The 24,521-nt window shown below is 59.0% G+C and carries 27 protein-coding genes and 1 pseudogene; 15 read left to right on the forward strand and 13 right to left on the reverse strand.

Going from position 1 to position 24,521, the window contains the following annotated elements; translation table 11 throughout:
• The first annotated feature begins 86 nt into the window (after window positions 1–86).
• Window positions 87–344 carry a hypothetical protein gene (locus tag ACA064_RS20185; RefSeq protein WP_497669701.1) on the forward strand — a complete coding sequence of 86 codons (258 nt, stop codon included), beginning with the start codon at window positions 87–89 and terminating at the stop codon, window positions 342–344.
• Here ACA064_RS20185 and ACA064_RS20190 read toward each other — a convergent pair.
• A complete protein-coding gene (locus ACA064_RS20190) occupies window positions 313–981 on the reverse strand; it encodes a TetR/AcrR family transcriptional regulator (protein WP_497669702.1) in 669 nt (222 codons plus the stop codon). The two genes, ACA064_RS20185 and ACA064_RS20190, sit on opposite strands and share 32 nt — an antisense overlap.
• Before the next feature lie 199 nt (window positions 982–1,180).
• Here ACA064_RS20190 and ACA064_RS20195 point away from each other — a divergent pair, with 199 nt between their 5' ends.
• The gene (locus ACA064_RS20195; protein WP_497669703.1) at window positions 1,181–2,020 is read left to right on the forward strand and encodes an NAD(P)H-binding protein; all 840 of its coding nucleotides are present in this window, start codon (window positions 1,181–1,183) and stop codon (window positions 2,018–2,020) included.
• Between the two features lie 94 nt (window positions 2,021–2,114).
• Here the strand turns inward: ACA064_RS20195 and ACA064_RS20200 are convergent, their stop codons facing one another.
• The 3 genes from ACA064_RS20200 to ACA064_RS20210 form a co-directional block, all read right to left on the reverse strand.
• Complete coding sequence (locus ACA064_RS20200; RefSeq protein WP_497669704.1) at window positions 2,115–3,029, reverse strand: universal stress protein; 915 nt, start codon at window positions 3,027–3,029, stop codon at window positions 2,115–2,117.
• A 67-nt stretch (window positions 3,030–3,096) separates the two neighbouring features.
• A complete protein-coding gene (locus ACA064_RS20205; protein WP_497669705.1) occupies window positions 3,097–3,558 on the reverse strand; it encodes a hypothetical protein in 462 nt (153 codons plus the stop codon).
• A 94-nt stretch (window positions 3,559–3,652) separates the two neighbouring features.
• On the reverse strand, window positions 3,653–3,910 hold the full coding sequence (locus ACA064_RS20210; RefSeq protein WP_497669706.1) for a PA2433 domain-containing protein: 258 nt from the start codon (window positions 3,908–3,910) through the stop codon (window positions 3,653–3,655).
• A 104-nt stretch (window positions 3,911–4,014) separates the two neighbouring features.
• On the opposite strand from ACA064_RS20210, the gene ACA064_RS20215 reads away from it, so the two are divergent.
• The 8 genes and pseudogenes from ACA064_RS20215 (at window position 4,015) to ACA064_RS20250 (ending at window position 8,693) form a co-directional block, all read left to right on the forward strand.
• Window positions 4,015–4,344: a DUF6388 family protein gene (locus tag ACA064_RS20215; protein WP_497669707.1), complete on the forward strand. Its 330-nt coding sequence runs from the start codon at window positions 4,015–4,017 to the stop codon at window positions 4,342–4,344.
• Between the two features lie 67 nt (window positions 4,345–4,411).
• Window positions 4,412–5,116: pseudogene (locus tag ACA064_RS20220) on the forward strand (YoaK family protein).
• 101 nt (window positions 5,117–5,217) lie between these two features.
• Complete coding sequence (tusD, locus tag ACA064_RS20225; protein ID WP_497669708.1) at window positions 5,218–5,610, forward strand: sulfurtransferase complex subunit TusD; 393 nt, start codon at window positions 5,218–5,220, stop codon at window positions 5,608–5,610.
• Between the two features lies 1 nt (window position 5,611).
• Window positions 5,612–5,974, forward strand: a complete 363-nt coding sequence (tusC, locus tag ACA064_RS20230; RefSeq protein ID WP_497669709.1) for a sulfurtransferase complex subunit TusC — start codon at window positions 5,612–5,614, stop codon at window positions 5,972–5,974.
• Window positions 5,974–6,273: a sulfurtransferase complex subunit TusB gene (gene tusB, locus ACA064_RS20235; protein WP_497669710.1), complete on the forward strand. Its 300-nt coding sequence runs from the start codon at window positions 5,974–5,976 to the stop codon at window positions 6,271–6,273. Before tusC ends, tusB begins: the two co-directional genes overlap by 1 nt.
• Window positions 6,270–6,605, forward strand: coding sequence for a TusE/DsrC/DsvC family sulfur relay protein (locus tag ACA064_RS20240; RefSeq protein WP_497669711.1), 336 nt, complete (start codon window positions 6,270–6,272; stop codon window positions 6,603–6,605). The genes tusB and ACA064_RS20240 overlap by 4 nt, the downstream gene beginning before the upstream one ends.
• A 14-nt stretch (window positions 6,606–6,619) precedes the next feature.
• Window positions 6,620–7,603: a glycosyl transferase family protein gene (locus ACA064_RS20245; RefSeq protein WP_497674291.1), complete on the forward strand. Its 984-nt coding sequence runs from the start codon at window positions 6,620–6,622 to the stop codon at window positions 7,601–7,603.
• Between the two features lie 88 nt (window positions 7,604–7,691).
• On the forward strand, window positions 7,692–8,693 hold the full coding sequence (locus tag ACA064_RS20250; protein WP_497669712.1) for a glutathione S-transferase family protein: 1,002 nt from the start codon (window positions 7,692–7,694) through the stop codon (window positions 8,691–8,693).
• 146 nt (window positions 8,694–8,839) lie between these two features.
• Here ACA064_RS20250 and cysG read toward each other — a convergent pair whose 3' ends face one another.
• From cysG to ftsK, 6 genes are all read right to left on the reverse strand, one after another.
• A complete protein-coding gene (cysG, locus tag ACA064_RS20255) occupies window positions 8,840–10,234 on the reverse strand; it encodes a siroheme synthase CysG (RefSeq protein ID WP_497669713.1) in 1,395 nt (464 codons plus the stop codon).
• A complete protein-coding gene (gene serS / locus ACA064_RS20260) occupies window positions 10,235–11,515 on the reverse strand; it encodes a serine--tRNA ligase (protein ID WP_497669714.1) in 1,281 nt (426 codons plus the stop codon). It abuts the gene before it with no gap.
• Window positions 11,516–11,531: 16 nt separating this feature from the next.
• A complete protein-coding gene (crcB, locus tag ACA064_RS20265; RefSeq protein ID WP_497669715.1) occupies window positions 11,532–11,906 on the reverse strand; it encodes a fluoride efflux transporter CrcB in 375 nt (124 codons plus the stop codon).
• Window positions 11,903–13,228 (reverse strand): replication-associated recombination protein A, encoded by a 1,326-nt coding sequence (locus ACA064_RS20270; RefSeq protein ID WP_497669716.1) that lies wholly within the window; start codon window positions 13,226–13,228, stop codon window positions 11,903–11,905. Before ACA064_RS20270 ends, crcB begins: the two co-directional genes overlap by 4 nt.
• Before the next feature lie 162 nt (window positions 13,229–13,390).
• Entirely contained in the window at window positions 13,391–14,014 is a 624-nt protein-coding gene (gene lolA / locus ACA064_RS20275) for an outer membrane lipoprotein periplasmic chaperone LolA (protein ID WP_497669717.1), read from the reverse strand.
• 67 nt (window positions 14,015–14,081) lie between these two features.
• A complete protein-coding gene (gene ftsK / locus ACA064_RS20280) occupies window positions 14,082–16,484 on the reverse strand; it encodes a DNA translocase FtsK (protein ID WP_497669718.1) in 2,403 nt (800 codons plus the stop codon).
• Window positions 16,485–16,812: 328 nt separating this feature from the next.
• Between ftsK and trxB the strand changes: the two genes are divergently transcribed.
• The 4 genes from trxB to infA all read left to right on the forward strand — a co-directional run bounded on the left by trxB (window position 16,813) and on the right by infA (window position 19,598).
• Entirely contained in the window at window positions 16,813–17,772 is a 960-nt protein-coding gene (gene trxB, locus ACA064_RS20285) for a thioredoxin-disulfide reductase (protein WP_497669719.1), read from the forward strand.
• Window positions 17,773–17,835: 63 nt separating this feature from the next.
• Window positions 17,836–18,516: a leucyl/phenylalanyl-tRNA--protein transferase gene (gene aat, locus ACA064_RS20290; protein WP_497669720.1), complete on the forward strand. Its 681-nt coding sequence runs from the start codon at window positions 17,836–17,838 to the stop codon at window positions 18,514–18,516.
• A 55-nt stretch (window positions 18,517–18,571) separates the two neighbouring features.
• A complete protein-coding gene (locus ACA064_RS20295) occupies window positions 18,572–19,279 on the forward strand; it encodes an arginyltransferase (RefSeq protein WP_497669721.1) in 708 nt (235 codons plus the stop codon).
• A gap of 100 nt (window positions 19,280–19,379) precedes the next feature.
• Window positions 19,380–19,598, forward strand: a complete 219-nt coding sequence (gene infA / locus ACA064_RS20300; RefSeq protein ID WP_002553999.1) for a translation initiation factor IF-1 — start codon at window positions 19,380–19,382, stop codon at window positions 19,596–19,598.
• Window positions 19,599–19,751: 153 nt separating this feature from the next.
• Here infA and clpA read toward each other — a convergent pair whose 3' ends face one another.
• Together clpA and clpS are read right to left on the reverse strand one after the other, a co-directional pair.
• Window positions 19,752–22,022, reverse strand: a complete 2,271-nt coding sequence (gene clpA / locus ACA064_RS20305; RefSeq protein WP_497669722.1) for an ATP-dependent Clp protease ATP-binding subunit ClpA — start codon at window positions 22,020–22,022, stop codon at window positions 19,752–19,754.
• Between the two features lie 29 nt (window positions 22,023–22,051).
• Window positions 22,052–22,414, reverse strand: coding sequence for an ATP-dependent Clp protease adapter ClpS (gene clpS / locus ACA064_RS20310; RefSeq protein ID WP_150806949.1), 363 nt, complete (start codon window positions 22,412–22,414; stop codon window positions 22,052–22,054).
• 224 nt (window positions 22,415–22,638) lie between these two features.
• Between clpS and cspD the strand changes: the two genes are divergently transcribed.
• Window positions 22,639–22,896, forward strand: coding sequence for a cold shock domain-containing protein CspD (gene cspD, locus ACA064_RS20315; RefSeq protein WP_497674292.1), 258 nt, complete (start codon window positions 22,639–22,641; stop codon window positions 22,894–22,896).
• Window positions 22,897–22,976: 80 nt separating this feature from the next.
• Here cspD and icd read toward each other — a convergent pair whose 3' ends face one another.
• Entirely contained in the window at window positions 22,977–24,233 is a 1,257-nt protein-coding gene (icd, locus tag ACA064_RS20320; RefSeq protein ID WP_150643432.1) for an NADP-dependent isocitrate dehydrogenase, read from the reverse strand.
• Window positions 24,234–24,521 lie beyond the last annotated feature (288 nt).

Here is a 24,521-nt window from a genome sequence, read left to right on the forward strand (position 1 = left end):
TCAATGGCACTTCAACCGGTGCCTGTTCAATCCCGCTGACTCCCGATCAGTCATCTGGAGGTGGCGGGTATTTGAAGGAGAACATCATGTGGCTCAACGAATCAGAGCAGGAACTAAGACGCGACCTTCAGGGTGTCGCCTCTGACTTGCGGTGGTCGGCTGTCGAACTGCTGCGCATTACTGAACAATTGAATCGGGCCGGAGATGACGCCGACGCTCAGGCGATGCGCAGGCTTCGTGAGTTGTTGGAGACCAACGAGAAGCGACTGCTCGCCTACGCCGACGAGGTAAAGGCCCGGCATATCAAACGCACTAAAGCGGATCAGCCGCCTGGGGCTGAATGATCTCGCGCAGGGACATTCGCTTGAAAGCCTCCACCAGCGCCCGCCCTTCCTCGACCTCATAAGAGATGGCCAGGCGCATGGTCGCCTCGCCCAGATGCCAGATCAGGAACGCCGACTCGGCCATTCGCTGCGGGTCGGCGTCTGGATGCACGCGGCGCATCGCCTCGGCGAGTAGCGCACCGGCGGCGCGGCTTTCCTCAAGTTCGAGCGCCAGCAGTTGCCTGTCGGCCTGCATGCCTGACCAGATGTCGCGCATCGCAGGTGTGGCGAGGACGATCTGGTAGTACTGGTCCAGCAGGCCTGAATAGGCCATCCGCAAGCCATCGAGGTCCTGGACGCCAGCCAGGGCCGCTTCGATGCAGCGCCGGCTTTCGGCGTTATAGCGCTCGGCCAGGGTGCGGATGACCGTGCTTTTGTCGGGGAAATACTGATAGAGCGAACCAATCGAGATTTGCGCCAGCTCGGCGATCTCGCTCATCTTCACCTGATCGCTACCCTTGGCCGCGATCAACTCGGTAGATACCGTCAAGATCCGCTCCAGCCGTTCCCGGCTGCGCTGTTGCGTCGGCGTACGACGCGCCGACAGTGCCGGTTCCACCGCCGCTGGTGATGTTTGAGCAGCCGTTTTTTCCCCCACTCGCGCGATCCCCTGAAGTTAAATGTGAAAAGTTAAATGTGACGAGTACTCACCTTAGCACCGGATTTCTGGAATGACAAAGAGCGCCAAGCTGTGCCTTCCGTCGGTTTCGTGAACCGGGTTGCTTGACGGAAAAACATGAGGGTTTATCATCTTCTTAAACGTGAGTAATACTCACATTTCAGCGGAGCCAAACCTGATGAACACCTCTAACGACTTAATCCTGGTGCTGGGTGCCAACGGTAAAACCGGTCGGCGAATCGCCGAACGCTTGCAAGCCGCCGGGCACCCGGTGCGTCTCGGATCGCGTGCGGCGAACCCGCCCTTCGACTGGGAAGACCGCTCCACCTGGAGCTCCGTGCTTGATGGAGTCCAGGCCGTGTATATTTCCTACCAGCCGGACCTCGCGGTGCCGAATGCCCTCGAGACAGTCCGGGCCTTTATTAATCAGGCGCTCGAAAGCGGCGCCCGCAAGCTGGTGCTGCTGTCGGGGCGCGGTGAGATCGAGGCGGCCCAAGCCGAACAACTATTACAGGCGTCCGGCGCCGAATGGACGGTGCTGCGTGCGAGTTGGTTCTACCAGAATTTCAGCGAGGCGCATTTCCTCGAACCGATACTCGAGGGCGAACTCGCGCTGCCGGTCGGCCCGGTGGCCGAACCTTTCGTCGACGTCGAGGACATCGCAGAGATTGCCGTCGCGGCCCTGACCAGTTCCGGGCATGCCGGTCAACTCTATGAACTGACCGGTCCGCGCGCCCTGACCTTCGCCGAGGCTGTCGACGAAATCGCCCGCGCCACCGGTCGCGACATCCGCTTCGTCAGTGTGCCAACCCAGGCTTATCGCGAGGCGCTGGAACAGAGCCTGCTCCCCACAGAGCTGATCGATCTGGTGCTCTACCTGTTCACCACGGTGCTGGACGGCCGCAACACGCCAATAGCCGACGGCGTGCAGCGCGCGCTCGGTCGCCCTCCCCGGGACTTTTCCGATTATGTGCGGCGCACGGCGGCCAGTGGAGTCTGGGGTGGCAGCCAAGCTTGAGTAACCAGAGTGTCGGCCGGATGCCCTCCAGGCAGCACTCTGCGAGAGTGTTTCCTGAAGGGCGTCGATTGCGACGGCCTGAGCTTAAGCCCATTCAGCCGCCTTGCTTATCGATCGACTCACCCTCTATGGCCAACACGTTGCAGTGTACGTGCTGCAGAACATGCTCGGTGGTGCTGCCAATCAGCTTGCCTAGCCCTTTGTGATGCACATTGCCCATGACGATCACATCGGCCCGGCTATGGGCGACGAAGTTAGCCAGGGCCTTGGTCAGCGGCCCGGCGATGAAGTGCTGGCGCTCGACTGGCACCTCGTACTGCCTGGCCAGTGCAGCAAAGGTTTTTTCAAGGGAGCGACGCACGTCGGCGCCGAAGCCCGGCATGGTTACGGCGCCCGCACCCGCATCGGCTATTTGAGTGTGGCTCAGATCGTAGGCATGCAGCAGATGCAGCTCGGCGTCGCATTGCTCGGCCAGGTCCTGTGCGGCCTGAATGATGCTGTCGTTGATCCCGTGGATCTGCCCCGCCGGATGTGCCGGATCAACAGCCGCCACGACCACCCTTGGCAGCGGACAGCGGACCTCGCTGACCAGATGCACCGCAACTGGACAACGGCGCAGCAGTTGCCAATCCAGGGGCGTCATGACCGCGCCCTTGAGCGCCGATTCGTGGTGCAGGTCCTTGATCACCAGGTCCGGCCGCATCTGAGCCACATGGTCGAGAATCTCTTGCAACGGATCGCGGGTCACCACCACTTCGGTGGTCACTTCGAGGCCTTTGTGGCGTAGCAGATCCGCTTCATCCATGAGCCACTGCTCGTTCTCTTGCCGACTGGTCTCGCGTTGTTGCTTGCTGCCCTTCATTAACCGCATCAGGTCGAAGTCTTCGATGAACACCGCGATATGCAGCGCTGCATCCGTGGCGTCGGCAATCGCGACCGCCCGCTCCATCGCCGGCGAGTGGCGCATGGTTTCACCTGCTATCAGAAAAAGTCGCTGATACTGGCTCATATCGCACCTCCAAACGTCCCGGGTTATCCGCTACTGCCTGGTCGATACTATTAATAATATACGCCTGCTACTCCTGCCCCAGCGCATAGAGCAAGGAAAGCCCCAAACCCCCTATGGCATCGTCGGCATGGTTAGACGAAGCCCTGAGGTTGATCGGTTCCGCGCTGTCGTGCCCTGGATGGGCCACGCCTTGCAGGGTGATATGAATGGCCCATATCGGCTGCCAGACCGGTTGATCCGCGGGACATTTATTCTGTCTTTCGATGAGGTATTTCGCGTACAGGCCGGCTTCATTGGTGAAAATCCGCAGTTGCGCCCTGGCCACACCAAACGGCGATTCAATCCTCCAGGAAGTGTCATCTCCAAGAACCTCGAACTTCACCCCGAGGCGCTCTCTCGAGTGTTCGTCATCGAAATATTCCTTCAACTTCACGGTCAACCTGACTGCGTACTTTTTCAGCTCCTGCGCCTCTTCCGCGGCGCAAGTGACCGTAGCCCACTGCTCTTCGGTTATCGATTGATAGCTCATGGCAACCTCCCGCCCTGCCTGGGCTACAAGTAGGAGCCAGGCTTCACGCAATCCGATACATGACCGTGCCGGGATGCCGGCCCGGCCTCCCTCGTCACTGGTTTTTTTGAGCGTTATTAATGTCCTGTAAAGCCCGATTGGTCAGGTTTATGCACTTTTGAGTGTCGCCAGCGGCTTGGGCTTTTTCCGCTTCCATTCGCGCATTTCGAATTTTATCCAGTTGAGGCTGGCCCATCACCGGGGTCGCTTTCAGCTCTCTGATCTTTTGCAGATTGATCGCGCACAGGTCGTCCGCGGCAAAGAGCGGCGTCGCGACCAATGCGCCAAGCAAAAATAGAATGGATCGTTTCATCGCACTCTCGCTTCTATTTGGAGGCATGGAATATCACTATAGATCGTGGTACGTATTCATGGGTGGCTACACCCGACAATCAAGCAAACCATCAAGGACCGCCGATGCCGCCGATCGAACCCCATCACCAGCTGGCTCTGGATAAATTCCTGCTGCAACACCCGCAGCTCAAGGAGCAGCTCGATCACCTGAATCCTTTGGCTGCCCAGGCCAGGGGCGAGACGCTGGAACAGTACCGCGAGGAGCGTCTGCATGAAGCGTTCGAAGCAGAAGCCGAGCGCCAGGGCCTGTTTGCCTGGGAGCTGACGTTGCAGCTGACCGCCGCATCGCCCCAGGACTACCAGACCCGGAGAATGGAGGTACACAAGGAGGTGGCTGAAATGGCCGGCATGGACTGGGAGCAATATTGTCAATTGCATGATCTCGACCAGTGACCAAAGCCCTATAGCGCCTATAGCTCGATAGCGCCTATAAAGGATCTTTGCCGATGACATTTCGCTGATGCTGCCCACCTCACCTAAAAACCATTCTCACCCCGGCCTGCGGCACACCCAGAAATGGCGCGGACGCATCGGAATGTGCCTGGTCGCGAGCCTTTCGGTACTAGCCGGGATGACCGATGCCATAGGCTTCATGGCCACCGGCGACTTCGTCTCCTTCATGAGCGGCAACACTACGCGTCTGGCGGTAGCGATCAGCGACGGTGACCCGGGATTGACCCTGCGGCTGCTTATCCTCGTCGTCACCTTTATCGTCGGCAATGCCTTGGGCATTGTCGTCAGTCGAATCGGCGGTCGGCGCGCCCTGCCCTTGCTGTTGTGCATTGCTACCTTGCTGTGCGCCGCCGCGGTCTGGCCGTTTGAAACACAGTTACCAGCCTTGCTGGCGGCGATCATTGCCATGGGCATGCTTAACGCCGCCGTCGAAGAGGTCAACGGCCTGCCCGTCGGACTGACCTACGTGACCGGCGCGCTTTCGCGTTTTGGCCGGGGCCTCGGACGCTGGATGCTTGGGGAACGGAGGAATGGCTGACGGGTGCAGTTGATACCCTGGACCGGGATGTTTGCCGGCGCTGTGCTCGGTGCGCTGCTCGAGCATCAACTGGGGATCAAGGCGCTGTTCGTCAGCGGCTTGTTGGCGGCGATTCTCGGTGTTGCCTCGCTGAAAATCCCCCATCGCTGGCAATTGGGTTATATGCCGCGCTGATCTTTGGCAAGCCGGCATTACGGTCAGGCCCGGTGAAACGGATTTCGCCGATGGGGCGATAAAGCTTTATCATTGCCCCAGGTTTGCTGACAGAGTTCGTCATGAAGTTCGCCATTGCCCTTTTCTCCGCCGCCCATGCGCCCTCCTCGCGCCGCGCCCTGCTGTTTGCCCAGGCTGCGCTGGCCGGCGGGCACCAGATCGTGCGGCTGTTTTTCTATCAGGATGGCGTTTACAACGCTCAGGACACTACGGTTACCCCGCAGGATGAGCTGGACCTGCCCCGGCAATGGCGCGCGTTCGTCACCGAGCATCAGCTCGACGGCGTGGTGTGTATCGCTGCCGCCTTGCGCCGTGGCGTACTGAATGAAGAGGAAGCCCGGCGGTATCAGCGTTCTGCGGTCAATTTGAGCGCGCCCTGGGAGTTGTCCGGACTCGGGCAACTGCATGACGCCGTGCAAGCGGCCGACCGCTTGATATGTTTCGGAGGGCCATGAAATGCCTAAATCCTTGCTGATTATCAGCCGGCAGGCACCCTGGTCCGGCCCCGGCGCTCGTGAAGCGCTGGATATCGTGCTGGCAGGCGGCGCCTTTGATTTGCCGATCGGCCTGTTGTTTCTCGATGACGGGGTATTCCAGCTCGCGCCGGCACAGAACGCCAAAGCCGTTCAGCAAAAGGATCTGAGCGCCAATCTGCAAGCCTTGTCGCTGTTTGGCGTAGAGGATGTGTTTGCCTGCGGCAACAGTGTCAAGGAACGTGGTTTTGCACCATCGGCGCTGAACATGGACACTGTGCAGTTGCTGGACCCGGAGCAACTCTCCTCGATTATTGATAGTTACGACCAGGTTATTACCCTCTGATGTCGACTTTGCATGTGTTATCCCACTCGCCGTTTACCGATAACCGGCTGACCAGTTGCCTGCGCCTGCTTGGCGCGCAGGATGCCCTCCTGCTCTGCGGTGACGCGCTGTATGCCCTGCAACCCGGCAGCGCACCGTTCAACGCGCTGCAAGCACGGATCGATACGTTGCGCTTGTTTGTCCTCGAGGAAGACTGTCAGGCCCGTGGCCTGGAAGTCCCCGATTGGGTGAAAAACGTCGATTACCCAGGGTTTGTCGAGCTGTCGATTCACTATGACAAGGTCAACAGCTGGCTATGAGCTCGTTGATCGTAGGTGCACAGAGCATCGACCTTGATAAAGACGGTTATCTGGTCAACCTGAGCGATTGGTCCACCGAGGTCGCCAGTGCGCTGGCCGCTGCCGAAGAACTCGAGCTGAGCCCGGAGCACTGGGAAATCCTCGAGCTGCTGCGCGGCTTTTATCAAGAGTTCCAGCTGTCTCCGGCGACCCGTCCGCTGATCAAGTACACCACATTGAAGCTGGGCCCGGACAAGGGCAACAGCCTGCACCTGAACCGACTGTTCAAAGGCACTCCCGCCAAACTTGCCGCCAAGCTGGCGGGCCTGCCCAAACCGACTAATTGCTTATGACTGATTTTGCGCCGTTGATCACTGAAACTCCCGCCGAGCACCCTTTCGCCCAATTCGTGCGAATCCTTGGCAAAGGCAAGCGCGGTGCCCGCAGTCTGACTCGCGAAGAAGCGCGGGAGGCCATGGGCATGCTGCTCGACGAAAAAGTCGAGGACACCCAGCTCGGCGCTTTCCTGATGCTGTTGCGGCACAAGGAAGAAAGCCCGGAAGAGCTGGCCGGCTTTACCGAAGCGCTGCGTGAGCGATTGAACGCACCGGCGTTGAAGGTTGATCTGGACTGGCCGACCTATGCCGGCAAGAAACGTCATCTGCCGTGGTACCTGCTGGCCGCAAAATGCCTGGCGCAGAACGGCGTGCGCATTCTAATGCACGGCGGCGGCGCGCATACCGCCGGCCGGCTGTACAGCGAGCAGTTGCTCGAGCTATTGCAGATCCCGTTGTGCCGCAATTGGCAGCAGGTCGGGACCGCGCTGGAGCAAGGCAATCTGGCGTTTATCCCGCTCGGCGATTGGGCGCCGCAGATGCAACGAATGATCGATCTGCGCAATACCCTCGGTTTGCGTTCGCCCATCCATTCCCTGGCGCGGATTCTCAATCCGTTGGGCGCTCGTTGTGGCCTGCAAAGTATTTTCCATCCCGGTTATCAGGGCGTGCACCGCGATGCCAGTGGCCTGCTGGGTGACAACAGCATCGTCATCAAAGGCGATGGCGGCGAGATCGAAATCAACCCCGATTCCATCAGCCATTTGTACGGCACCACCGGTGGCGAAAGCTGGGATGAGGAATGGCCGGCACTGTCGGCCCAACGACACGTCAAACCCGCGACCCTGGACCCCGAGCAATTGACCGCGTTGTGGCGTGGCGAGGTGCAGGACAGTTACCCGCAACTGGCGCTGATCTCGACCATGGCCCTGGCCCTGCGGGGCCTCGGCACGCCGCGGGAGCAGGCGTTCGAACTGGCTCAGCAATACTGGGATGCGCGGGACAAATCGATTTAACCGATCATTAACGCCCAAGCTTTGCGCTTTTTGTTCGAACTCATCGGATTAGACTGAACTCCAACGCTTATTAGCCGAGGAGTTTCTGATGGGTTTGCTGATTGAAGGGCGCTGGCATGACCAGTGGTACGAGAGCGGCAAAGACGGCGAGTTCCAGCGCGAACAAGCCCAGCGCCGTAACTGGCTGACTGCCGATGGCCAGCCGGGTCCGACCGGTGAAGGCGGTTTCCCGGCCGAGGCCGGCCGTTATCACCTCTATGTGTCGCTCGCCTGCCCCTGGGCCCACCGCACGCTGATCTTGCGCAAACTCAAAGGCCTTGAAAGCCTGATCGATGTCTCCGTCGTCAGTTGGTTGATGCTGGAAAACGGCTGGACCTTCGATAAAGCTTTCGGCTCCAGCGGCGACCGCCTGGACAACCTGACCTATCTGCATCAGCGCTACACCGCAGATACCGCCGACTACACCGGTCGGGTCACAGTACCGATGCTCTGGGACAATAAGCACAAACGCATCGTCAACAACGAATCGGCGGAAATCATCCGCATGTTCAACAGTGCCTTCGACGAACTGACCGGCAATCGCCTGGACTTCTACCCGCAACCGCTGCGGGCGACGATCGACGAATTGAACGCGCGGATCTATCCGGCGGTAAACAACGGCGTCTATCGCGCCGGCTTCGCTACTTCGCAGAAGGCCTATGAACAAGCCTTCGATGAGCTGTTCAGTGAACTCGACTGGCTGGAAAAGCGCCTGGACGGCCAGCGCTATCTAGCGGGTGAATACCTCACCGAAGCCGATATCCGCCTGTTCACCACAATGATTCGCTTCGACGCGGTGTATTACAGCCACTTCAAGTGCAATCTGCGACGGATTGCCGATTACCCGAATCTGTCGAACTGGCTACGGGAGCTGTATCAGTGGCCGGGCATTGCCGAGACCGTGGACTTCAACCACATCAAGGGGCACTACTACTCGAGCCATCGGACGATCAATCCCACCGGCATCGTGCCGAAGGGGCCGGCGCAGGATTTCAATGCCAGTCATGATCGGGAGCGGTTGAGCGGGAAAGGGGTTTGGCAGAATAAATGATTGCAGGATGATTTAGGTGTAGCCCGAAAAAGATCGCAGCCTGCGGCAGCTCCTACAGATTTTGTGTACACCCGATAAATCACGGGTGGACAAGGACTTTGTAGGAGCTGCCGCAGGCTGCGATCTTTTAAGGCAGGCGACTCAGGTCAAACCTGCGACTGCGCCCCTTCAAACCACTTTAGCTTCTCGCGCAGCTGCACCACTTCCCCGACTATCACCAGGGTCGGCGCATGAACTTCATGCTCGGCGACCAACTGTGGCAGGTTGCCCAGGGTGCCGGTAAAGACTCGCTGATTCGAGGTGGTGCCCTGCTGGATCAGTGCCGCGGGCGTATCTGCCGAACGGCCGTGCTTGATCAGTTCATTGCAAATGATCGGCAAGCCGATCAAGCCCATGTAGAACACCAGGGTCTGCGCCGGGGCCACGAGGTCGCTCCACGGCAAATCCGAGGTGCCATCCTTCAGGTGCCCGGTGATGAACCGCACCGACTGCGCATAATCACGATGAGTCAGGGGAATCCCGGCATAAGCCGCACAACCGCTGGCCGCGGTGATACCTGGCACTACCTGGAACGGAATGCCCTGCGCCGCCAGTTCTTCGATCTCTTCGCCGCCACGGCCGAAGATGAACGGATCGCCGCCTTTGAGGCGCAGCACCCGTTTGCCCTGTCTGGCCAGATCCACCAATTGCTGGTTGATCTGCTCCTGAGGCACGGCGTGATCAGCCCGACGCTTGCCGACGTAGACCCGGTCGGCATCACGCCGGCACAGCTCGAGGATCGCCGGTGCAACCAGACGGTCGTACAACACCACATCCGCTTGCTGCATCAAACGCAGGGCGCGGAACGTCAGCAGGTCCGGATCGCCCGGCCCGGCCCCAACCAGATAAACCTCGCCCGTTGCCACAGGCGCAGTGCCATTGATTTTCTCCAGCAGCAGGCGCTCGGCTTCGGCGCCCTGCCCGGCCAATTGGCGATCAGCAATGGGACCCTGGAAAACATCTTCCCAGAATGCCCGCCGCTGCTGCACATCCGGGAACAGACCTTTGACCTCGGTGCGAAACCGCGCCGCCAGACCGGCCAACTGACCGTAGGTCGACGGAATCCAGGTTTCCAGCTTGGCCCGAATCAGCCGTGCCAGCACTGGCGCATCGCCGCCACTGGAAACCGCAATCACCAAGGGCGAGCGATCGACGATCGCCGGGAAAATCACGCTGCATAATGCCGGAGCATCGACCACGTTGACCGGCACGCATCGCTGCTGCGCATCTCTGGACACCTGCGCATTCAGCTGTTGGTCGTCGGTGGCGGCAATGATCAGCACGCAGCCCTGGAGATCGGCCTCGGCATAACCGCGCAAGACGCACTCACCGCCGCTGTTCTGCACCAGTTCGCGCAGCTGGATTTCTATTTCAGGCGCAACTACCCGCAGCAGCGCACCGGCATCGGCCAGCAGGCGGGATTTGCGCAAGGCAATCTCCCCCCCACCGACGACCAATACGCGGCTGCCGCGCAGGTTGTGGAACAGCGGCAGATAGTCCATTTAGCCGATGACCTCGATGTCACCCATGTACGGCTTGAGCACCGCCGGTACACGGATCGAACCGTCGGCCTGCTGATAGTTTTCCAGCACCGCCACCAGAGTACGACCAACCGCCAGACCGGAACCGTTCAGGGTGTGAACCAGTTCAGGTTTGCCGGTTTCCGGGTTACGGAAGCGCGCCTGCATGCGTCGGGCCTGGAAGTCGCCGCAGTTGGAGCACGAGGAAATCTCGCGGTATTTGTCCTGGCTCGGGATCCAGACTTCGAGGTCATAGGTCTTGACCGCGCTGAAGCCCATGTCGCCGGTGCACAGCGCCAGTACGCGATACGGCAGCTCGAGCAATTGCAGGACCTTCTCGGCGTTGCCGGTCAGGCCTTCCAGCGCTTCCATCGACGTCGATGGCTCAACGATCTGGACCATCTCGACCTTGTCGAACTGGTGCTGGCGAATCATCCCGCGGGTGTCGCGGCCCGACGCGCCGGCTTCACTGCGGAAGCATGGCGTGTGAGCGACGAACTTCATCGGCAGCAGCTTCGAATCGAGAATCTCGCCGGATACGATGTTGGTCAGCGACACTTCAGCGGTCGGGATCAGATACAGATCGGCTTCGCCTTCGCGGCTGATCTTGAACAGATCTTCTTCGAACTTCGGCAACTGGCCGGTGCCCTGCAAGGCCGGGGCCTGAACCAGGTACGGGGTATAAGCCTCTTCGTAGCCGTGTTCGTTGATATGCAGGTTGATCATGAACTGCGCCAGTGCGCGATGCAGACGCGCGATCGGCCCACGCAGCAGCGCGAATCGCGCGCCAGAGAGCTTGGCCGCGGTCTCGAAATCCAGCCAGCCGAATTTCTCGCCCAGGGCGACGTGATCCTTGACCTCGAAGTCGAAGGCCGTCGGTGTGCCCCAGCTGCGCACTTCAACGTTGGCTTCTTCATCGGCGCCAATCGGCACGGACTCATGCGGCAGGTTGGGGATGTTCAGCAGAATCGAGTCCAGCTCGGTCTGAATCGCATCCAGCTCGACTTTACCGCTATTGAGTTCATTGGCCATGCGCTCGACATCCGCCATCAGCGGCGCTATGTCTTCGCCGCGCTGCTTGGCCTGACCGATGGATTTGGAGCGCGCATTACGTTCAGCCTGCAGTTGTTCGGTGCGGGTCTGGACGATCTTGCGCTGTTCTTCCAGCGCTTCGATGCGCGCGACATCCAGGGTGAAGCCACGGGATGCCAGGCGGTCCGCTACGTCCTGCAGGTTACTACGTAACAGTTTGGAATCGAGCATGTCGGTCTCTCGTTTATCAAAGTTTGGTCAAGGACAGGCCAGCCCAGGTCGCGAGCAGCCCGCCGAATACGCTGATTGCCGCATAGCCCAAGGCCAGCGGCGCTTGCCCGGTTTCCAGCAAGCGCAGCGTATCCAGTGAAAAGGATGAAAAAGTCGTCAGGCCGCCGAGGAAGCCCACTATCAACCCGGCACGCACCTCAAGCGGCACCTCCGGGCGGAGCAAAAACAGACCGTATAAGATGCCGATCAACAGGCAGCCCACGATATTAACGGCCAGCGTCGCGGTATAGAAGTGCCGCGGCCAATTAGCATTGATCCAGTTACCTGTGGCAAAGCGCAGCAGGGTCCCGGCAACTCCACCCACGGAGACCGCGACAATCAATGGAATCAAGGCTTTCTCCGCTGTCGGGGACTGAGCCGGTCCAGCGCGGCAAGATGATTGAGTTTCTCGCCGATCTTCAGTTCAAGGCCACGGGGCACCGGCTGGTAGAAGTGCTGCGGCTCAAGTTCGTCCGGGAAATAGTCCTCACCGGCGGCATAGGCCTCGGGCTCATCGTGGGCGTAACGGTATTCGTCACCATAGCCCAGCTGTTTCATCAGCTTGGTCGGCGCATTGCGCAAATGCAGCGGCACTTCCAGCGAGCCGTGCTCGGCCGCGCTGCGCATGGCGGCCTTGAAGCCCATGTACACCGCATTGCTTTTCGGCGCGCAGGCCAGATAGGTGATGGCCTGGGCCACCGCCAACTCGCCTTCGGGACTGCCCAGGCGCTCCTGCACGTCCCAGGCGGCGAGACACAGGCTCAACGCGCGCGGATCGGCATTGCCGATGTCTTCACTGGCCATGCGCACCACGCGCCGCGCCAGGTACAGCGGATCGCAGCCGCCGTCGAGCATGCGCGCAAACCAGTACAGCGCACCGTCCGGGTTGGAACCACGCACTGACTTGTGCAGCGCCGAAATTTGGTCGTAGAAGGCTTCGCCGCCCTTGTCGAAGCGCCGGCGGGTATCACCCAACAGGCTTTGCAGCAGCTCGATGCCGATTTCAGTGCCGTCTTCGGCCAGGTCGGAGGCATTCTCCAGCAGGTTGAGCAAACGCCTGCCGTCACCGTCAGCGGCCGTCAACAGCATCTTGAAACCTTCGTCACTGAGGCTCAGCTGGCGTTTGCCGAGGCCGCGTTCTTCAGTGAGTGCGCGCTGTACCAGTTTGCGCAGCGCCGCTTCGTCGAGGCTTTTGAGGACGTAGACCCGAGCCCGGGACAGCAGTGCATTGTTCAGCTCGAACGACGGGTTTTCCGTGGTCGCTCCGATAAAAATCAGGGTGCCGTCTTCGACGTAGGGCAGAAAAGCGTCCTGTTGCGACTTGTTGAAGCGATGCACTTCGTCGACGAACAGGATGGTCCGGCGGCCGTATTGCCCGGCCTGCTGCCTGGCGATTTCCACCGCCTGGCGAATCTCCTTGACCCCGGCCAATACCGCCGAGACCGTTTCGAAATGCGCGTCCGAGACTTCCGCCAGCAGCCGCGCCAGGGTGGTTTTACCCACCCCCGGCGGCCCCCAGAAAATCATCGAGTGCAGGGCACCCTGCTCCAGGGCCTCACGCAGAGGCTTGCCACGAGCGAGCAGGTGTTCCTGACCGACGTATTCATCCAGGTTGGCAGCGCGCAGGCGCGCTGCCAACGGTTGAGCGATCGGAGCACTTCGAAACAGATCCATCACTACTTATGAAACCTCCACTGGGTCCGGATGCCGATCTAGGAGCGAGCTTGCTCCGGGCGGCGTTCCGACGATGGTCGTCAACGATAACGCTGCAAGCCAGACACCCCGCGGCGTGCTCGGGTTTATCGCGAGCAAGCTCGCTCCTACAAGTCCTGCGGATTATTCCTGGATCACGTCGGCACCCTTGGGGATGTCGAACCTGAACTTGGACGCCGGAATCGGCTCGTTGGCCTTCACCCCGGTGAACAGGATATTGGTGCGCTGGCCGACGCTGTCGATCAGTTGCATGTCATTGACCAGACCATTGCGGAACGACAGGCGCAGGCTGTCGAACAGGGTGTCCTTGGTTTTCGGCTTGAGGGTGAAGTCGATCACGCCGCCGGCTTCCTTGGCGCTGATGTCGAAGCTTTCACTGATCTTCGACACGTCGCCGGACAGCAGCAAGGCCGGGGTCTGGGTCAGGCGCTGATCGAGCTTCTTGATGGTGACCTGCTCCAGGTCAGGATCCCACAGGGAAACCTTCTTGCCATCGGAAACCATCAGTTGCTCTTGCGGTGCGTCGGTGTGCCAGTAGAACAGGCCAGGGCGCTGCAGGGACATTTCACCGGTAGTTTCCTGCAACTGAGTGCCGCTGCCATCGAGGGTCAGCTGCGAGAAACGCGCCGTCAGGGTCTGCGACTTTTCGAGCAACTGGGTCAGACGCGCCACATCTTTGCTGTCGGCATGGGCCGAGAGAGTGGTTAAAGCCAGTACCGGCAACAACAGCATGCGGATAAAGCGCATGGGAGTCCTCATAACATTCGTGGGGAGAGTGGCGGCGCATCACTGCCCCGCCGCTGTTCAATTCAAATCAGTCGCGCACCGGGCCTGGAGCCAGGACTTCACGGGAACCGTTGGTATTCATGGAAGTGACGACCCCGGCCATTTCCATGGCTTCGATCATGCGGGCGGCGCGGTTGTAGCCGATTTTCAGCTTGCGCTGAACCGCGGAGATGGATGCGCGACGGCTTTCCAGAACGAACTGCACCGCTTCGTCGTAGAGCGCATCGGATTCGCTGTCTTCATCGCCGCCGCTGCCGCCTTCAAAGCCACTACCGGCTTCTTCGACACCCGCGAGGATCTGGTCGTTGTATTCCGGCGCGCCGCGCAGTTTCCAGGCTTCAACCACCCGGTGCACCTCTTCGTCGGACACGAACGCACCGTGGACCCGGATCGGCAGGCTGGTGCCGGGCGGCATGTAGAGCATGTCACCGTGACCCAACAGCTGTTCGGCGCCGCCCTGATCGATGATGGTTCGCGAATCGATCTTGCTCGATACCTGGAACGCCATACGCGTGGGAATGTTCGCCTTGATCAAACCGGTAATCACGTCAACCGACGGACGCTGGGTCGCAAGGATCAAGTGGATACCGGCTGCCCGGGCCTTTTGCGCGATACGGGCGATCAGTTCTTCGACCTTCTTGCCGACGATCATCATCATGTCGGCGAATTCGTCGACCACGACCACGATGGTCGGCAACTTGACCAGCAGCGGCGCCTCGTCATGAATACTTTCGCGCTTGTACAAAGGATCGGTCAACGGCGTTCCGGCGTCCTGAGCTTCCTTGATCTTGGCATTGAAGCCCGCCAGGTTACGCACGCCCATCTTCGCCATCAGTTTGTAGCGCCGTTCCATCTCGGCGACGCTCCAGCGCAGGGCATTGGCCGCGTCCTTCATGTCAGTCACTACCGGGCAGAGCAAATGCGGAATGCCTTCGTAGATCGACAGCTCGAGCATTTTCGGGTCGATCATGATCATCTTGGCGTCTTCCGGGCCAGACTTGAACAGGATCGACAGGATCATCGCGTTCACCCCCACCGACTTACCGGAACCGGTGGTACCGGCAACGAGCAGGTGAGGCATTTTTGCCAGGTCGGTGATGACCGGTTTACCGCCGATATCGTGGCCCAGGGCCAGGGTGACCGGGGACTTGAAGTTATCGTACTCAGGTGTCGACAGCACTTCGGAGAAGCGCACGATCTGCCGGTCTTCATTGGGAATCTCGATACCGACGGTGGTCTTGCCGGGAATCACTTCCACCACCCGCACGCTGGTCACCGCCAGCGAACGCGCCAGATCCTTGGCCAGGTTGGAAATACGGCTGACCTTGACCCCCGCGGCCGGTTGAATCTCGTAACGGGTAATCACCGGGCCGGGATGAATCGAGTCGACCGAAACTTCGACGCCGAATTCCTTGAGTTTGATTTCCAGCAAGTGGCCGACTGCAGCCAGGGATTCAGGGGAATAGTTGAGTTGTTTCTTTTCCGCCGGGTCGAGAATCGAGATCGGCGGCAAGGTCCCTTCAACCGCACTGTCGACGAACAGCGGTGCCTGCTTCTCTTTTTCCACGCGCTTGCTTGGCAGCGGCGCTTTGGGCGGCGCTGGGGCAATCACCGGCGGCACCTGCTTCTCGCGATCGGACATGTGCTTGCTCAGCGCCTGCTCACGTTCGATCAAGCGTTCCTTGACCTTGGCCTGTTCACGCTTGTCGGTCACGGTCGGGGCCACCACTTCGTTGACCCGGCTGTCGACTTCACGCAATTGCGCAACCAGTTGCTTGCGCTCGGTACGCGCCGCCCACCAGCGATTGGCCGCACCCTGGAACAGTTCGAACAGGTCGAGAGTGATCTTGCCAGTGACATCCATGACCTTGAACCAGGAGAGGTCGGTGAACACCGTCAGGCCGAACAGGAACAGCGCGATGAACATCAGGGTACTGCCCTGGATGTTCAATGCGTTCTTTGCCAAATCGCCGAGGCTTTCGCCCAGCGCACCACCGGCGCCCGCCGGCAAGCCGGTGGCTGCATGGAAGTGGATATGCGCCAGGGCCGCGCCCGACAGCACCAGGAACACCAGGCCGATCAGGCGCCAGGAAAACAGCCAGCCGCTCCATTCCCAGGTTTCATGGCGATGACGGAAAATCTGATAGGTCTTGATCGCTAACAGCAGCGGGAAGATATAAGCGAAATAGCCCAGCACCATGAACAGGATATCGGCGCTGTAGGAGCCCGCGGGGCCGCCGAAGTTCTGCACGTCTTCAATTTTGCTGTTATGACTCCAGCCCGGATCGTCCTTGCCGTAAGTCAGCAATGCCATCATCAGGAACAGGCATAAGGCTCCGATGGCAATCAGTGCACCTTCCTTCAATCGGTAGTGCAGTTGCTGACGCCAGAGCGGAACTACTGTTTTAGGTGTAGCGGTGGATTTCTTCAAAACGCGTCTTTTCCTGCGCCTGTAGCGCGCCCAACTGTTGATTGACTACAAAAAACTGCTCAATCCGAGCAGGTAACAAAGTTAATTAGCACAACTGGAGCTACTTTTAACACTCGGGCCCTGCATTCCAAAACCCGTAGGAGCTGCCGCAGGCTGCGATCTTTGAATACCAATATTATCCAACATGTGGATACAAAGCGGCATTGTACGGGTTTGTCCGCCCGATGCCACGCCAGCGGCTTCGGTGTAGCATAGCCAACAGCATTTTATGCGCGGTTCAATTTGAGCATGCATTCTCTTTTGTGACAAAGGCTTATGAGGTGTTTTTATGAGCGAAGCGAAGCATTCACGCCTGATTATCCTCGGTTCCGGCCCTGCCGGTTACAGCGCCGCCGTTTATGCCGCTCGCGCGAACCTCAAACCCACCGTCATTACTGGCCTGCAGGCTGGTGGCCAATTGACCACCACTGTCGAAGTCGACAACTGGCCCGGCGACGTCGAAGGCCTGACCGGCCCGGTGCTGATGGAACGCATGCAGAAACACGCCGAACGCTTTGATACAGAGATTGTTTACGACCACATCCACACCGCCAAGTTGCAACAGCGCCCGTTCGAGCTCACCGGCGACAACGGCACCTACACCTGCGACGCCCTGATTATTGCCACCGGCGCCTCGGCGCAATACCTCGGACTGCCATCGGAAGAGGCATTTGCCGGCAAAGGGGTTTCCGCCTGCGCTACCTGCGACGGTTTCTTCTACCGCAATCAGGTGGTCGCGGTGGTCGGCGGCGGTAACACGGCGGTTGAAGAAGCGCTGTACCTGTCGAATATTGCCAAGGAAGTCCACCTGATTCACCGACGCGACAAACTGCGTTCCGAGAAGATTCTTCAAGACAAACTGTTCGAAAAAGCCGCCACGGGCAATATCCGCCTGCACTGGAATCAAAATCTGGACGAAGTTCTGGGCGATGCCAGCGGCGTGACCGGCGCCCGCCTTCGCGACAGCCATACTGGCGCAACCATTGAGTTGCCACTGGCTGGCGTGTTCATCGCCATCGGCCACAAGCCCAACACCGACCTGTTCGAAGGCCAACTGAACATGCGTGACGGTTATCTGCTGGTCAAGGGTGGTAGCGAAGGCGATGCCACCGCCACCGAAATCGAGGGCGTGTTCGCCGCCGGCGACGTTGCCGATCATGTTTACCGCCAGGCGGTGACGTCCGCCGGGGCCGGCTGCATGGCGGCGCTGGACGCCGAGAAATTCCTCGACGACATTCCCACCGTTTGACGGCTCACTTCAAGGCGGGCCCCCAGCCCGTCATCGCCCTCCCCTTCTGCAAGCCCGGATGCCATGCTGACTTGGTTACAACGCAACACCCTGACCTTTCCGCCGCTGGAAAAAGCCATGCGCGACCCCAATGGCTTGCTGGCGGCCGGCGGCGACCTGTCCGCCGACCGCCTGGTCCAGGCCTATCGCCATGGCTGCTTTCCGTGGTTCTCGGAAGGCCAGCCGATTCTCTGGTGGTCGCCCGATCCGCGCACCGTGCTGTTTCCAGACGAACTGCATGTCTCGCGCAGCCTGAACAAGCTGCTGCGCCAGCAACGTTATGAGGTGACCTTCGACCGCGATTTCGCCTCGGTGATCCGCGCCTGTGCCGCTCCGCGCGAGTATGCCGATGGCACCTGGATCACCGAAGCGATGCAGGACGCCTACCTGGAACTGCATAGGCGCGGGCATGCGCACTCGGTCGAGGTCTGGGATCAAGGTGAACTGGTCGGCGGGCTCTACGGCCTGGCGATGGGCCAACTGTTTTTCGGCGAGTCGATGTTCAGTCGTGCCGACAACGCCTCGAAGTTCGGTTTCGCGACCCTGGTCAGACACCTCAAGCAATGGGGCTTCGTGCTGATCGATTGCCAGATGCCTACCGATCATCTGCACAGCCTCGGTGCACGCGCCATACCGCGCAGCAGTTTTGCCGGCTATTTGCGCCAGCATCTCGATCAACCCAACACGGCCACCTGGGTTTCCTAGGCGACTTTTCCCAGCCTGGCTTACACTTAATCCAAAGCATACCCGAGGGTTGATCATGACCGAGTTGGCGCGCCTGAAGTTTTATGCCACTCAGCCCCACTCTTGCAGCTATCTGCCCGAAGAGCAGGCCACCACGCTGTTCCTCGACCCTAGTCAGCCCATGGATGTGCATGTCTACGCGGATCTGTCGGAAATGGGCTTTCGCCGCAGCGGCGACCACCTTTACCGGCCGCATTGCCAGAATTGCAATGCCTGTGTTCCGGCGCGCATTCCTGTGGCGCAGTTTTCACCCAATCGCCAGCAGAAACGCATTCTCAAGCGCAATGCCGATCTGCAGGTGCATCCGGCGAGGCCCGGCTTCAGCGAAGAGTATTTCGATCTTTACCAACGCTACATCGAACAGCGCCACGCTGATGGCGATATGTATCCACCGAGTCGCGATCAGTTTTCGACATTCCTGGTCCGCGATCTGCCGTTTTCCCGATTCTATGAGTTTCGTCTCGAGGGACGCCTGCTGGCGGTTGCTGTCACTGACCTGCTGCCCAATGGCCTGTCGGCGGTCTACACCTTCTACGAACCGGAAGAAGAGCGCCGCAGCCTGGGTCGTTTTGCGATTCTCTGGCAGATTGGCGAAGCCCGGCGACGGGATCTGGACGCGGTTTACCTCGGTTACTGGATCAAAAACTGCAAAAAGATGAGCTACAAGACCCAATATCGACCCATTGAGCTACTGATTAACCAACGATGGGTCACCTTGAGCTAGAAGCCCTTGGCTTAAACCCTATTTTTCGGGCACAATGCACGCCGCTTTTGCCTGGCGCAGTTGCACCGGGCCATTCATTGGATACCGAGGGCTTTACTGCATGTCGAAAGAAGACAGCTTCGAAATGGAAGGCACTGTCGTCGACACCCTGCCCAACACCATGTTTCGTGTGGAGTTGGAAAATGGGCACGTCGTAACCGCGCATATCTCCGGCAAGATGCGCAAGAACTACATTCGTATTCTTACCGGTGACAAAGTGCGCGTCGAGCTGACGCCCTATGACTTGAGCAAAGGGCGCATTACTTACCGCGCTCGATAAACAAGTCAATACAAAACGCCCGGCTTCTGCCGGGCGTTTTTGTTTGTCCGGGATTTAACGGCCGCCGGAATCTGCTTGTGTAGGGGATTGGTGTGCTTCTTCAAGGCAGCAAAAAGGCGCCTTTCGGCGCCTTTTGCTTTACAGCAACAACTATCAGGCCATCTCGGCAGTGGTCTCGAACTCGAAGGTCAACTCGCCGTCCTTGAGGTCGATGTGTACCACACCGCCATGTTCGGCCAGTTCGCCAAAGAGAATCTCCTCGGCCAGCGGACGCTTGATCTTGTCCTGGATCAAACGAGCCATTGGTCGCGCACCCATCTGCACGTCGTAACCACCCTCCGCCAACCAACCGCGCGCCGCATCGGTCACTTCGAGCAGGACACGCTTGTCTTCCAGTTGCGCCTGAAGCTCGGTAAGGAACTTGTCCACCACGCTTTTGATGACCTCATGACTGAGGCGACCAAACTGGATAATGGTGTCCAGACGGTTACGGAATTCCGGCGTGAAGCTCTTCTTGATCGCTTCCATCGCATCGGACGAGTGATCCTGATACGTGAAACCGATCGAGGCCCGCGCTGCAGTTTCGGCACCGGCGTTGGTCGTCATGATGACGATAACGTTACGGAAGTCCGCCTTGCGCCCGTTGTTATCGGTCAGCGTACCGTGATCCATGACCTGCAACAGCAGGTTGAAGACTTCCGGATGCGCCTTCTCGATTTCATCGAGCAACAGCACGCAATGAGGTTGTTTGGTGATCGCCTCGGTCAGCAAACCGCCCTGATCGAAGCCCACGTAGCCTGGAGGTGCACCAATCAAGCGGGAAACGGTGTGCCGCTCCATGTACTCGGACATGTCGAAGCGAACCAGTTCGATCCCCAGCGCCTTGGCCAGTTGCCGCGCGGCCTCGGTCTTACCGACACCCGTAGGGCCCGCGAAAAGGAACGAACCCACTGGCTTGTCGGGTGATTTGAGGCCGGCACGAGACAGCTTGATCGCCGTCGACAAGGAGTCGATCGCTGCATCCTGGCCAAACACGGTCAGTTTCAGATCACGCTCAAGGTTACGCAGCAGCTCTTTGTCCGAGGTGGTGACGTGTTTTGGCGGAATCCGCGCGATCTTCGCGACGATGTCCTCGACTTGAGCCACTTCGATGCGTTTCACGCGTTTTTCGATTGGCTGCAGGCGCTGGTAAGCCCCTGCCTCGTCGATAACGTCGATGGCCTTGTCCGGCATGTGCCGATCGTTGATGTAGCGCGATGCCAGCTCAGCTGCGGCACGCAACGCCTCATCACTGTATTCGATACCGTGATGCAGCTCGAAGCGCCCCTTGAGGCCTCTGAGGATGCCGATGGTGTCTTCTACCGAGGGTTCGGACACATCGACCTTCTGGAAGCGTCGAGCCAGGGCCCGATCCTTCTCGAAGATTCCACGGAATTCCTGGAAGGTGGTCGAGCCGATGCAACGGATATCACCCGAAGACAGCAACGGCTTGAGCAGGTTCGAAGCATCCATGACGCCACCGGAAGCCGCACCGGCACCGATGATGGTGTGGATTTCATCGATGAACAGGATCGCCTGCGGCCGTTTTTTCAGCTCGTTGAGCAACGCCTTGAAGCGTTTCTCGAAGTCGCCGCGGTATTTGGTGCCGGCCAGCAACGCCCCCAGATCGAGGGAGTAGACCACGCTATTGGCCAACAGATCAGGTACCTGATTGTCGACAATGCGTTTGGCCAGACCTTCGGCGATCGCGGTTTTACCCACGCCCGCCTCACCCACCAGCAGTGGATTGTTCTTGCGTCGGCGCGCCAGGATCTGCGCGACCCGTTCGACCTCCAGTTCCCGCCCGACCAGCGGATCTATACGACCCTGGCGTGCGAGTTCGTTGAGGTTGCTGGCATAAGCATCCAGAGGATTGCCTGAAGAAGAAGACTCACCGCCCTCGTCGTCCTGCATATCTTGCTCACCTTCAGAGTGATCGCCATGCCCTGGCACTTTCGAGATGCCATGGGCGATGTAGTTGACGACATCGATGCGCGCAACGCTCTGCTGTTTCAGCAGAAACACTGCCTGACTCTCTTGCTCACTAAAGATTGCGACCAGCACGTTGGCGCCAGTCACCTCGCGTTTGCCCGAGCTCTGTACGTGAAAGACAGCACGTTGCAGTACACGCTGGAAGCCCAGGGTTGGCTGGGTTTCACGATCCTCGTCATGCAGAGGGATCAATGGCGTGGTGGAGTCGATGAACTCCTGCAGGTCATGCTTGAGTTTTTCGAGGTTCGCGCCGCAGGCACGCAAAACGGTGGCGGCTGCCTCATTATCCAAAAGAGCCAACAGGAGGTGCTCGACGGTCATGAACTCATGCCGTTTCGAGCGCGCCTCCTTGAAGGCGAGATTGAGGGTGACTTCGAGCTCGCGGTTTAACATAGCTTCACCTCATACCCAAGTGGTCGGCGTTAACCGTCCTTCTCGATTTCACAGAGTAGCGGATGCTGGCTTTCCCTGGCGTACTGGTTGACCTGCATGGCCTTCGTCTCGGCGATGTCGCGGGTAAACACTCCACATACTGCCCGTCCTTCTGTATGAACGGCCAGCATTACCTTGGTCGCCAACTCTCGATTCAGGTTGAAAAACACTTCGAGCACTTCGACGACGAAATCCATCGGTGTGTAGTCATCGTTGAACAAAACCACCTTGTACATCGGTGGCGCCTGTAAGGCCGGCTTAGCTTCCTGTACAGCCAAGCCAGCTGAATCGTCGTCGTGTAAATCCGGGCGATCCTGATTGAATGTTAGTCGAATCTGGCTGATTGCATGCATGGAAAGAAAGGTTCGTCAGTTGTGCAAATACAGTGGTGGGGGCGGCTATGGACGATTTCAACTCTGACCGCCCGGTCACCTTGACTATCGGCAAATCGGTGTTACAACCAATAGAGCCCACAGTGGGTAATAAAGGTCCGCACAGTCAACCAGATTTCCTGGTTCGAGTGCAGATGAACTGGATGATACTCCAGTGATGGGGTCTGTTGCAGAGGGATATGAACATGGCGAGTGGCAAGGTCAAGTGGTTCAACAATGCCAAAGGGTATGGATTCATCAACGAGGACGGCAAGGACGAAGATCTGTTTGCCCATTACTCGGCGATCAAGATGGACGGCTATAAAACCCTGAAGGCAGGCCAGGCCGTGAGCTTCGACATCATCCAGGGTCCAAAGGGTTTGCATGCTGTCGAAATCAAGAATGCCATCCCACAGTCAGCCCTACTGCCCACACCCAGCCAACACGAAACCACGCAGAACTAGCACCACCAAACATCCAGTCATAAAAAAACCGGCCGACTCAATATTCTGAGCGGCCGGTTTTTTGCTTAGCGCGGATCAGCTCACATGTGAGAGATCAGGGCATCGCCGAACGCGGAAGAAGACAGCAATTTAGCGCCGTCCATCAGACGCTCGAAGTCATAGGTCACGGTCTTGGCCGAGATAGCGCCATTGGTGCCCTTGATGATCAGGTCGGCCGCTTCGGTCCAGCCCATGTGGCGCAGCATCATTTCAGCAGACAGGATCAGCGAACCCGGGTTCACCTGGTCTTTGCCAGCGTACTTTGGAGCCGTACCGTGGGTGGCTTCGAACATGGCGATGGTGTCGGACAGGTTGGCACCTGGCGCGATACCGATACCGCCCACTTCGGCCGCCAGGGCGTCGGAGAGGTAGTCGCCATTGAGGTTCAGGGTCGCGATCACATCGTATTCAGCCGGGCGCAGCAGGATCTGCTGGAGCATGGCGTCGGCGATGGCATCCTTGACGATGACGTTCTTGCCGGTTTTAGGGTTCTTGAACTGCATCCACGGGCCGCCGTCGAGCAAGGTAGCGCCGAACTCTTCGGCAGCCACTTCGTAGGCCCACTCTTTGAAGGCACCTTCGGTGAACTTCATGATGTTGCCTTTGTGCACGATGGTCAGCGAGTCGCGGTCATTGTCGACAACGTACTGCAGAGCCTTGCGCGCCAGGCGCTTGGTGCCTTCCAGGGAAACCGGCTTGATGCCGATGCCGCAGTTCTGGTCGAAACGGATTTTGGTAACACCCATTTCGTCTTTCAGGAACTTGATGACCTTGGTCGCTTCCGGCGAACCGGCTTTCCACTCGATACCGGCATAAATGTCTTCCGAGTTTTCACGGAAGATGGTCATGTCGACGTCGCCTGGCTTCTTGACCGGGCTAGGCACGCCTTCGAACCAGCGCACTGGACGCAGGCAAACGTAAAGGTCCAACTGCTGACGCAGGGCAACGTTCAGGGAACGGATGCCGCCGCCGACCGGAGTGGTCAACGGGCCTTTGATGGAAACGACGTAGTCTTTGACCGCGTCCAGGGTTTCCTGAGGCAACCAGGTGTCCTGGTCGTATACCTGGGTGGCCTTCTCGCCGGCATAGACTTCCATCCAGGAGATTTTGCGCTCGCCGCCGTAAGCTTTCTTAACAGCAGCATCGACAACCTTGATCATGACCGGGCTGATATCGACGCCAATACCATCACCTTCGATAAAAGGGATGATCGGGTTGTTAGGAACATTGAGAGAATGGTCTGCATTGACGGTGATTTTGTCGCCGACGGCTGGAACCTGAATCTTCTTGTATCCCATGCTGAACTCCGTTGTGTGGATTGAACATCTGGCTGCGCAGGAGCGTAACCCAGTTGAATCTGGACGGGAACCTTATGTTCCATGCATCTAGGGCCGAACCTGCGCCCTTCGCTGGCTACAAGCCTGAAAGCAAAGGGAAAACCGCCAAAGCTCAGCACTAGGTCGACCAGTGTACGGCGCCCCCGGATCGCGGTCCTTTAGACCAAAGGAGGAAATTCGTTGCACTTCAACCATCGTCCTAATACTAAAGACCTATGTATAATGGCCCGGTGACCAGCGAGTCACTGC

The sequence above is a fragment of the Pseudomonas sp. LBUM1658 genome (genome assembly GCF_059716055.1).

What these genes read in the sequence shown, in the direction of transcription:
- ACA064_RS20185 (WP_497669701.1), top strand. Translation starts at nt 87, where the DNA reads ATGTGGCTCAACGAATCAGAGCAGGAACTAAGACGCGACCTTCAGGGT.
- ACA064_RS20195 (WP_497669703.1), top strand. Translation starts at nt 1,181, where the DNA reads ATGAACACCTCTAACGACTTAATCCTGGTGCTGGGTGCCAACGGTAAA.
- ACA064_RS20200 (WP_497669704.1), bottom strand. Translation starts at nt 3,029, where the DNA reads ATGAGCCAGTATCAGCGACTTTTTCTGATAGCAGGTGAAACCATGCGC.
- ACA064_RS20205 (WP_497669705.1), bottom strand. Translation starts at nt 3,558, where the DNA reads ATGAGCTATCAATCGATAACCGAAGAGCAGTGGGCTACGGTCACTTGC.
- ACA064_RS20210 (WP_497669706.1), bottom strand. Translation starts at nt 3,910, where the DNA reads ATGAAACGATCCATTCTATTTTTGCTTGGCGCATTGGTCGCGACGCCG.
- ACA064_RS20215 (WP_497669707.1), top strand. Translation starts at nt 4,015, where the DNA reads ATGCCGCCGATCGAACCCCATCACCAGCTGGCTCTGGATAAATTCCTG.
- tusD (WP_497669708.1), top strand. Translation starts at nt 5,218, where the DNA reads ATGAAGTTCGCCATTGCCCTTTTCTCCGCCGCCCATGCGCCCTCCTCG.
- tusC (WP_497669709.1), top strand. Translation starts at nt 5,612, where the DNA reads ATGCCTAAATCCTTGCTGATTATCAGCCGGCAGGCACCCTGGTCCGGC.
- tusB (WP_497669710.1), top strand. Translation starts at nt 5,974, where the DNA reads ATGTCGACTTTGCATGTGTTATCCCACTCGCCGTTTACCGATAACCGG.
- ACA064_RS20240 (WP_497669711.1), top strand. Translation starts at nt 6,270, where the DNA reads ATGAGCTCGTTGATCGTAGGTGCACAGAGCATCGACCTTGATAAAGAC.
- ACA064_RS20250 (WP_497669712.1), top strand. Translation starts at nt 7,692, where the DNA reads ATGGGTTTGCTGATTGAAGGGCGCTGGCATGACCAGTGGTACGAGAGC.
- cysG (WP_497669713.1), bottom strand. Translation starts at nt 10,234, where the DNA reads ATGGACTATCTGCCGCTGTTCCACAACCTGCGCGGCAGCCGCGTATTG.
- serS (WP_497669714.1), bottom strand. Translation starts at nt 11,515, where the DNA reads ATGCTCGATTCCAAACTGTTACGTAGTAACCTGCAGGACGTAGCGGAC.
- ACA064_RS20270 (WP_497669716.1), bottom strand. Translation starts at nt 13,228, where the DNA reads ATGGATCTGTTTCGAAGTGCTCCGATCGCTCAACCGTTGGCAGCGCGC.
- lolA (WP_497669717.1), bottom strand. Translation starts at nt 14,014, where the DNA reads ATGCGCTTTATCCGCATGCTGTTGTTGCCGGTACTGGCTTTAACCACT.
- trxB (WP_497669719.1), top strand. Translation starts at nt 16,813, where the DNA reads ATGAGCGAAGCGAAGCATTCACGCCTGATTATCCTCGGTTCCGGCCCT.
- aat (WP_497669720.1), top strand. Translation starts at nt 17,836, where the DNA reads ATGCTGACTTGGTTACAACGCAACACCCTGACCTTTCCGCCGCTGGAA.
- ACA064_RS20295 (WP_497669721.1), top strand. Translation starts at nt 18,572, where the DNA reads ATGACCGAGTTGGCGCGCCTGAAGTTTTATGCCACTCAGCCCCACTCT.
- infA (WP_002553999.1), top strand. Translation starts at nt 19,380, where the DNA reads ATGTCGAAAGAAGACAGCTTCGAAATGGAAGGCACTGTCGTCGACACC.
- clpA (WP_497669722.1), bottom strand. Translation starts at nt 22,022, where the DNA reads ATGTTAAACCGCGAGCTCGAAGTCACCCTCAATCTCGCCTTCAAGGAG.
- clpS (WP_150806949.1), bottom strand. Translation starts at nt 22,414, where the DNA reads ATGCATGCAATCAGCCAGATTCGACTAACATTCAATCAGGATCGCCCG.
- cspD (WP_497674292.1), top strand. Translation starts at nt 22,639, where the DNA reads ATGGCGAGTGGCAAGGTCAAGTGGTTCAACAATGCCAAAGGGTATGGA.
- icd (WP_150643432.1), bottom strand. Translation starts at nt 24,233, where the DNA reads ATGGGATACAAGAAGATTCAGGTTCCAGCCGTCGGCGACAAAATCACC.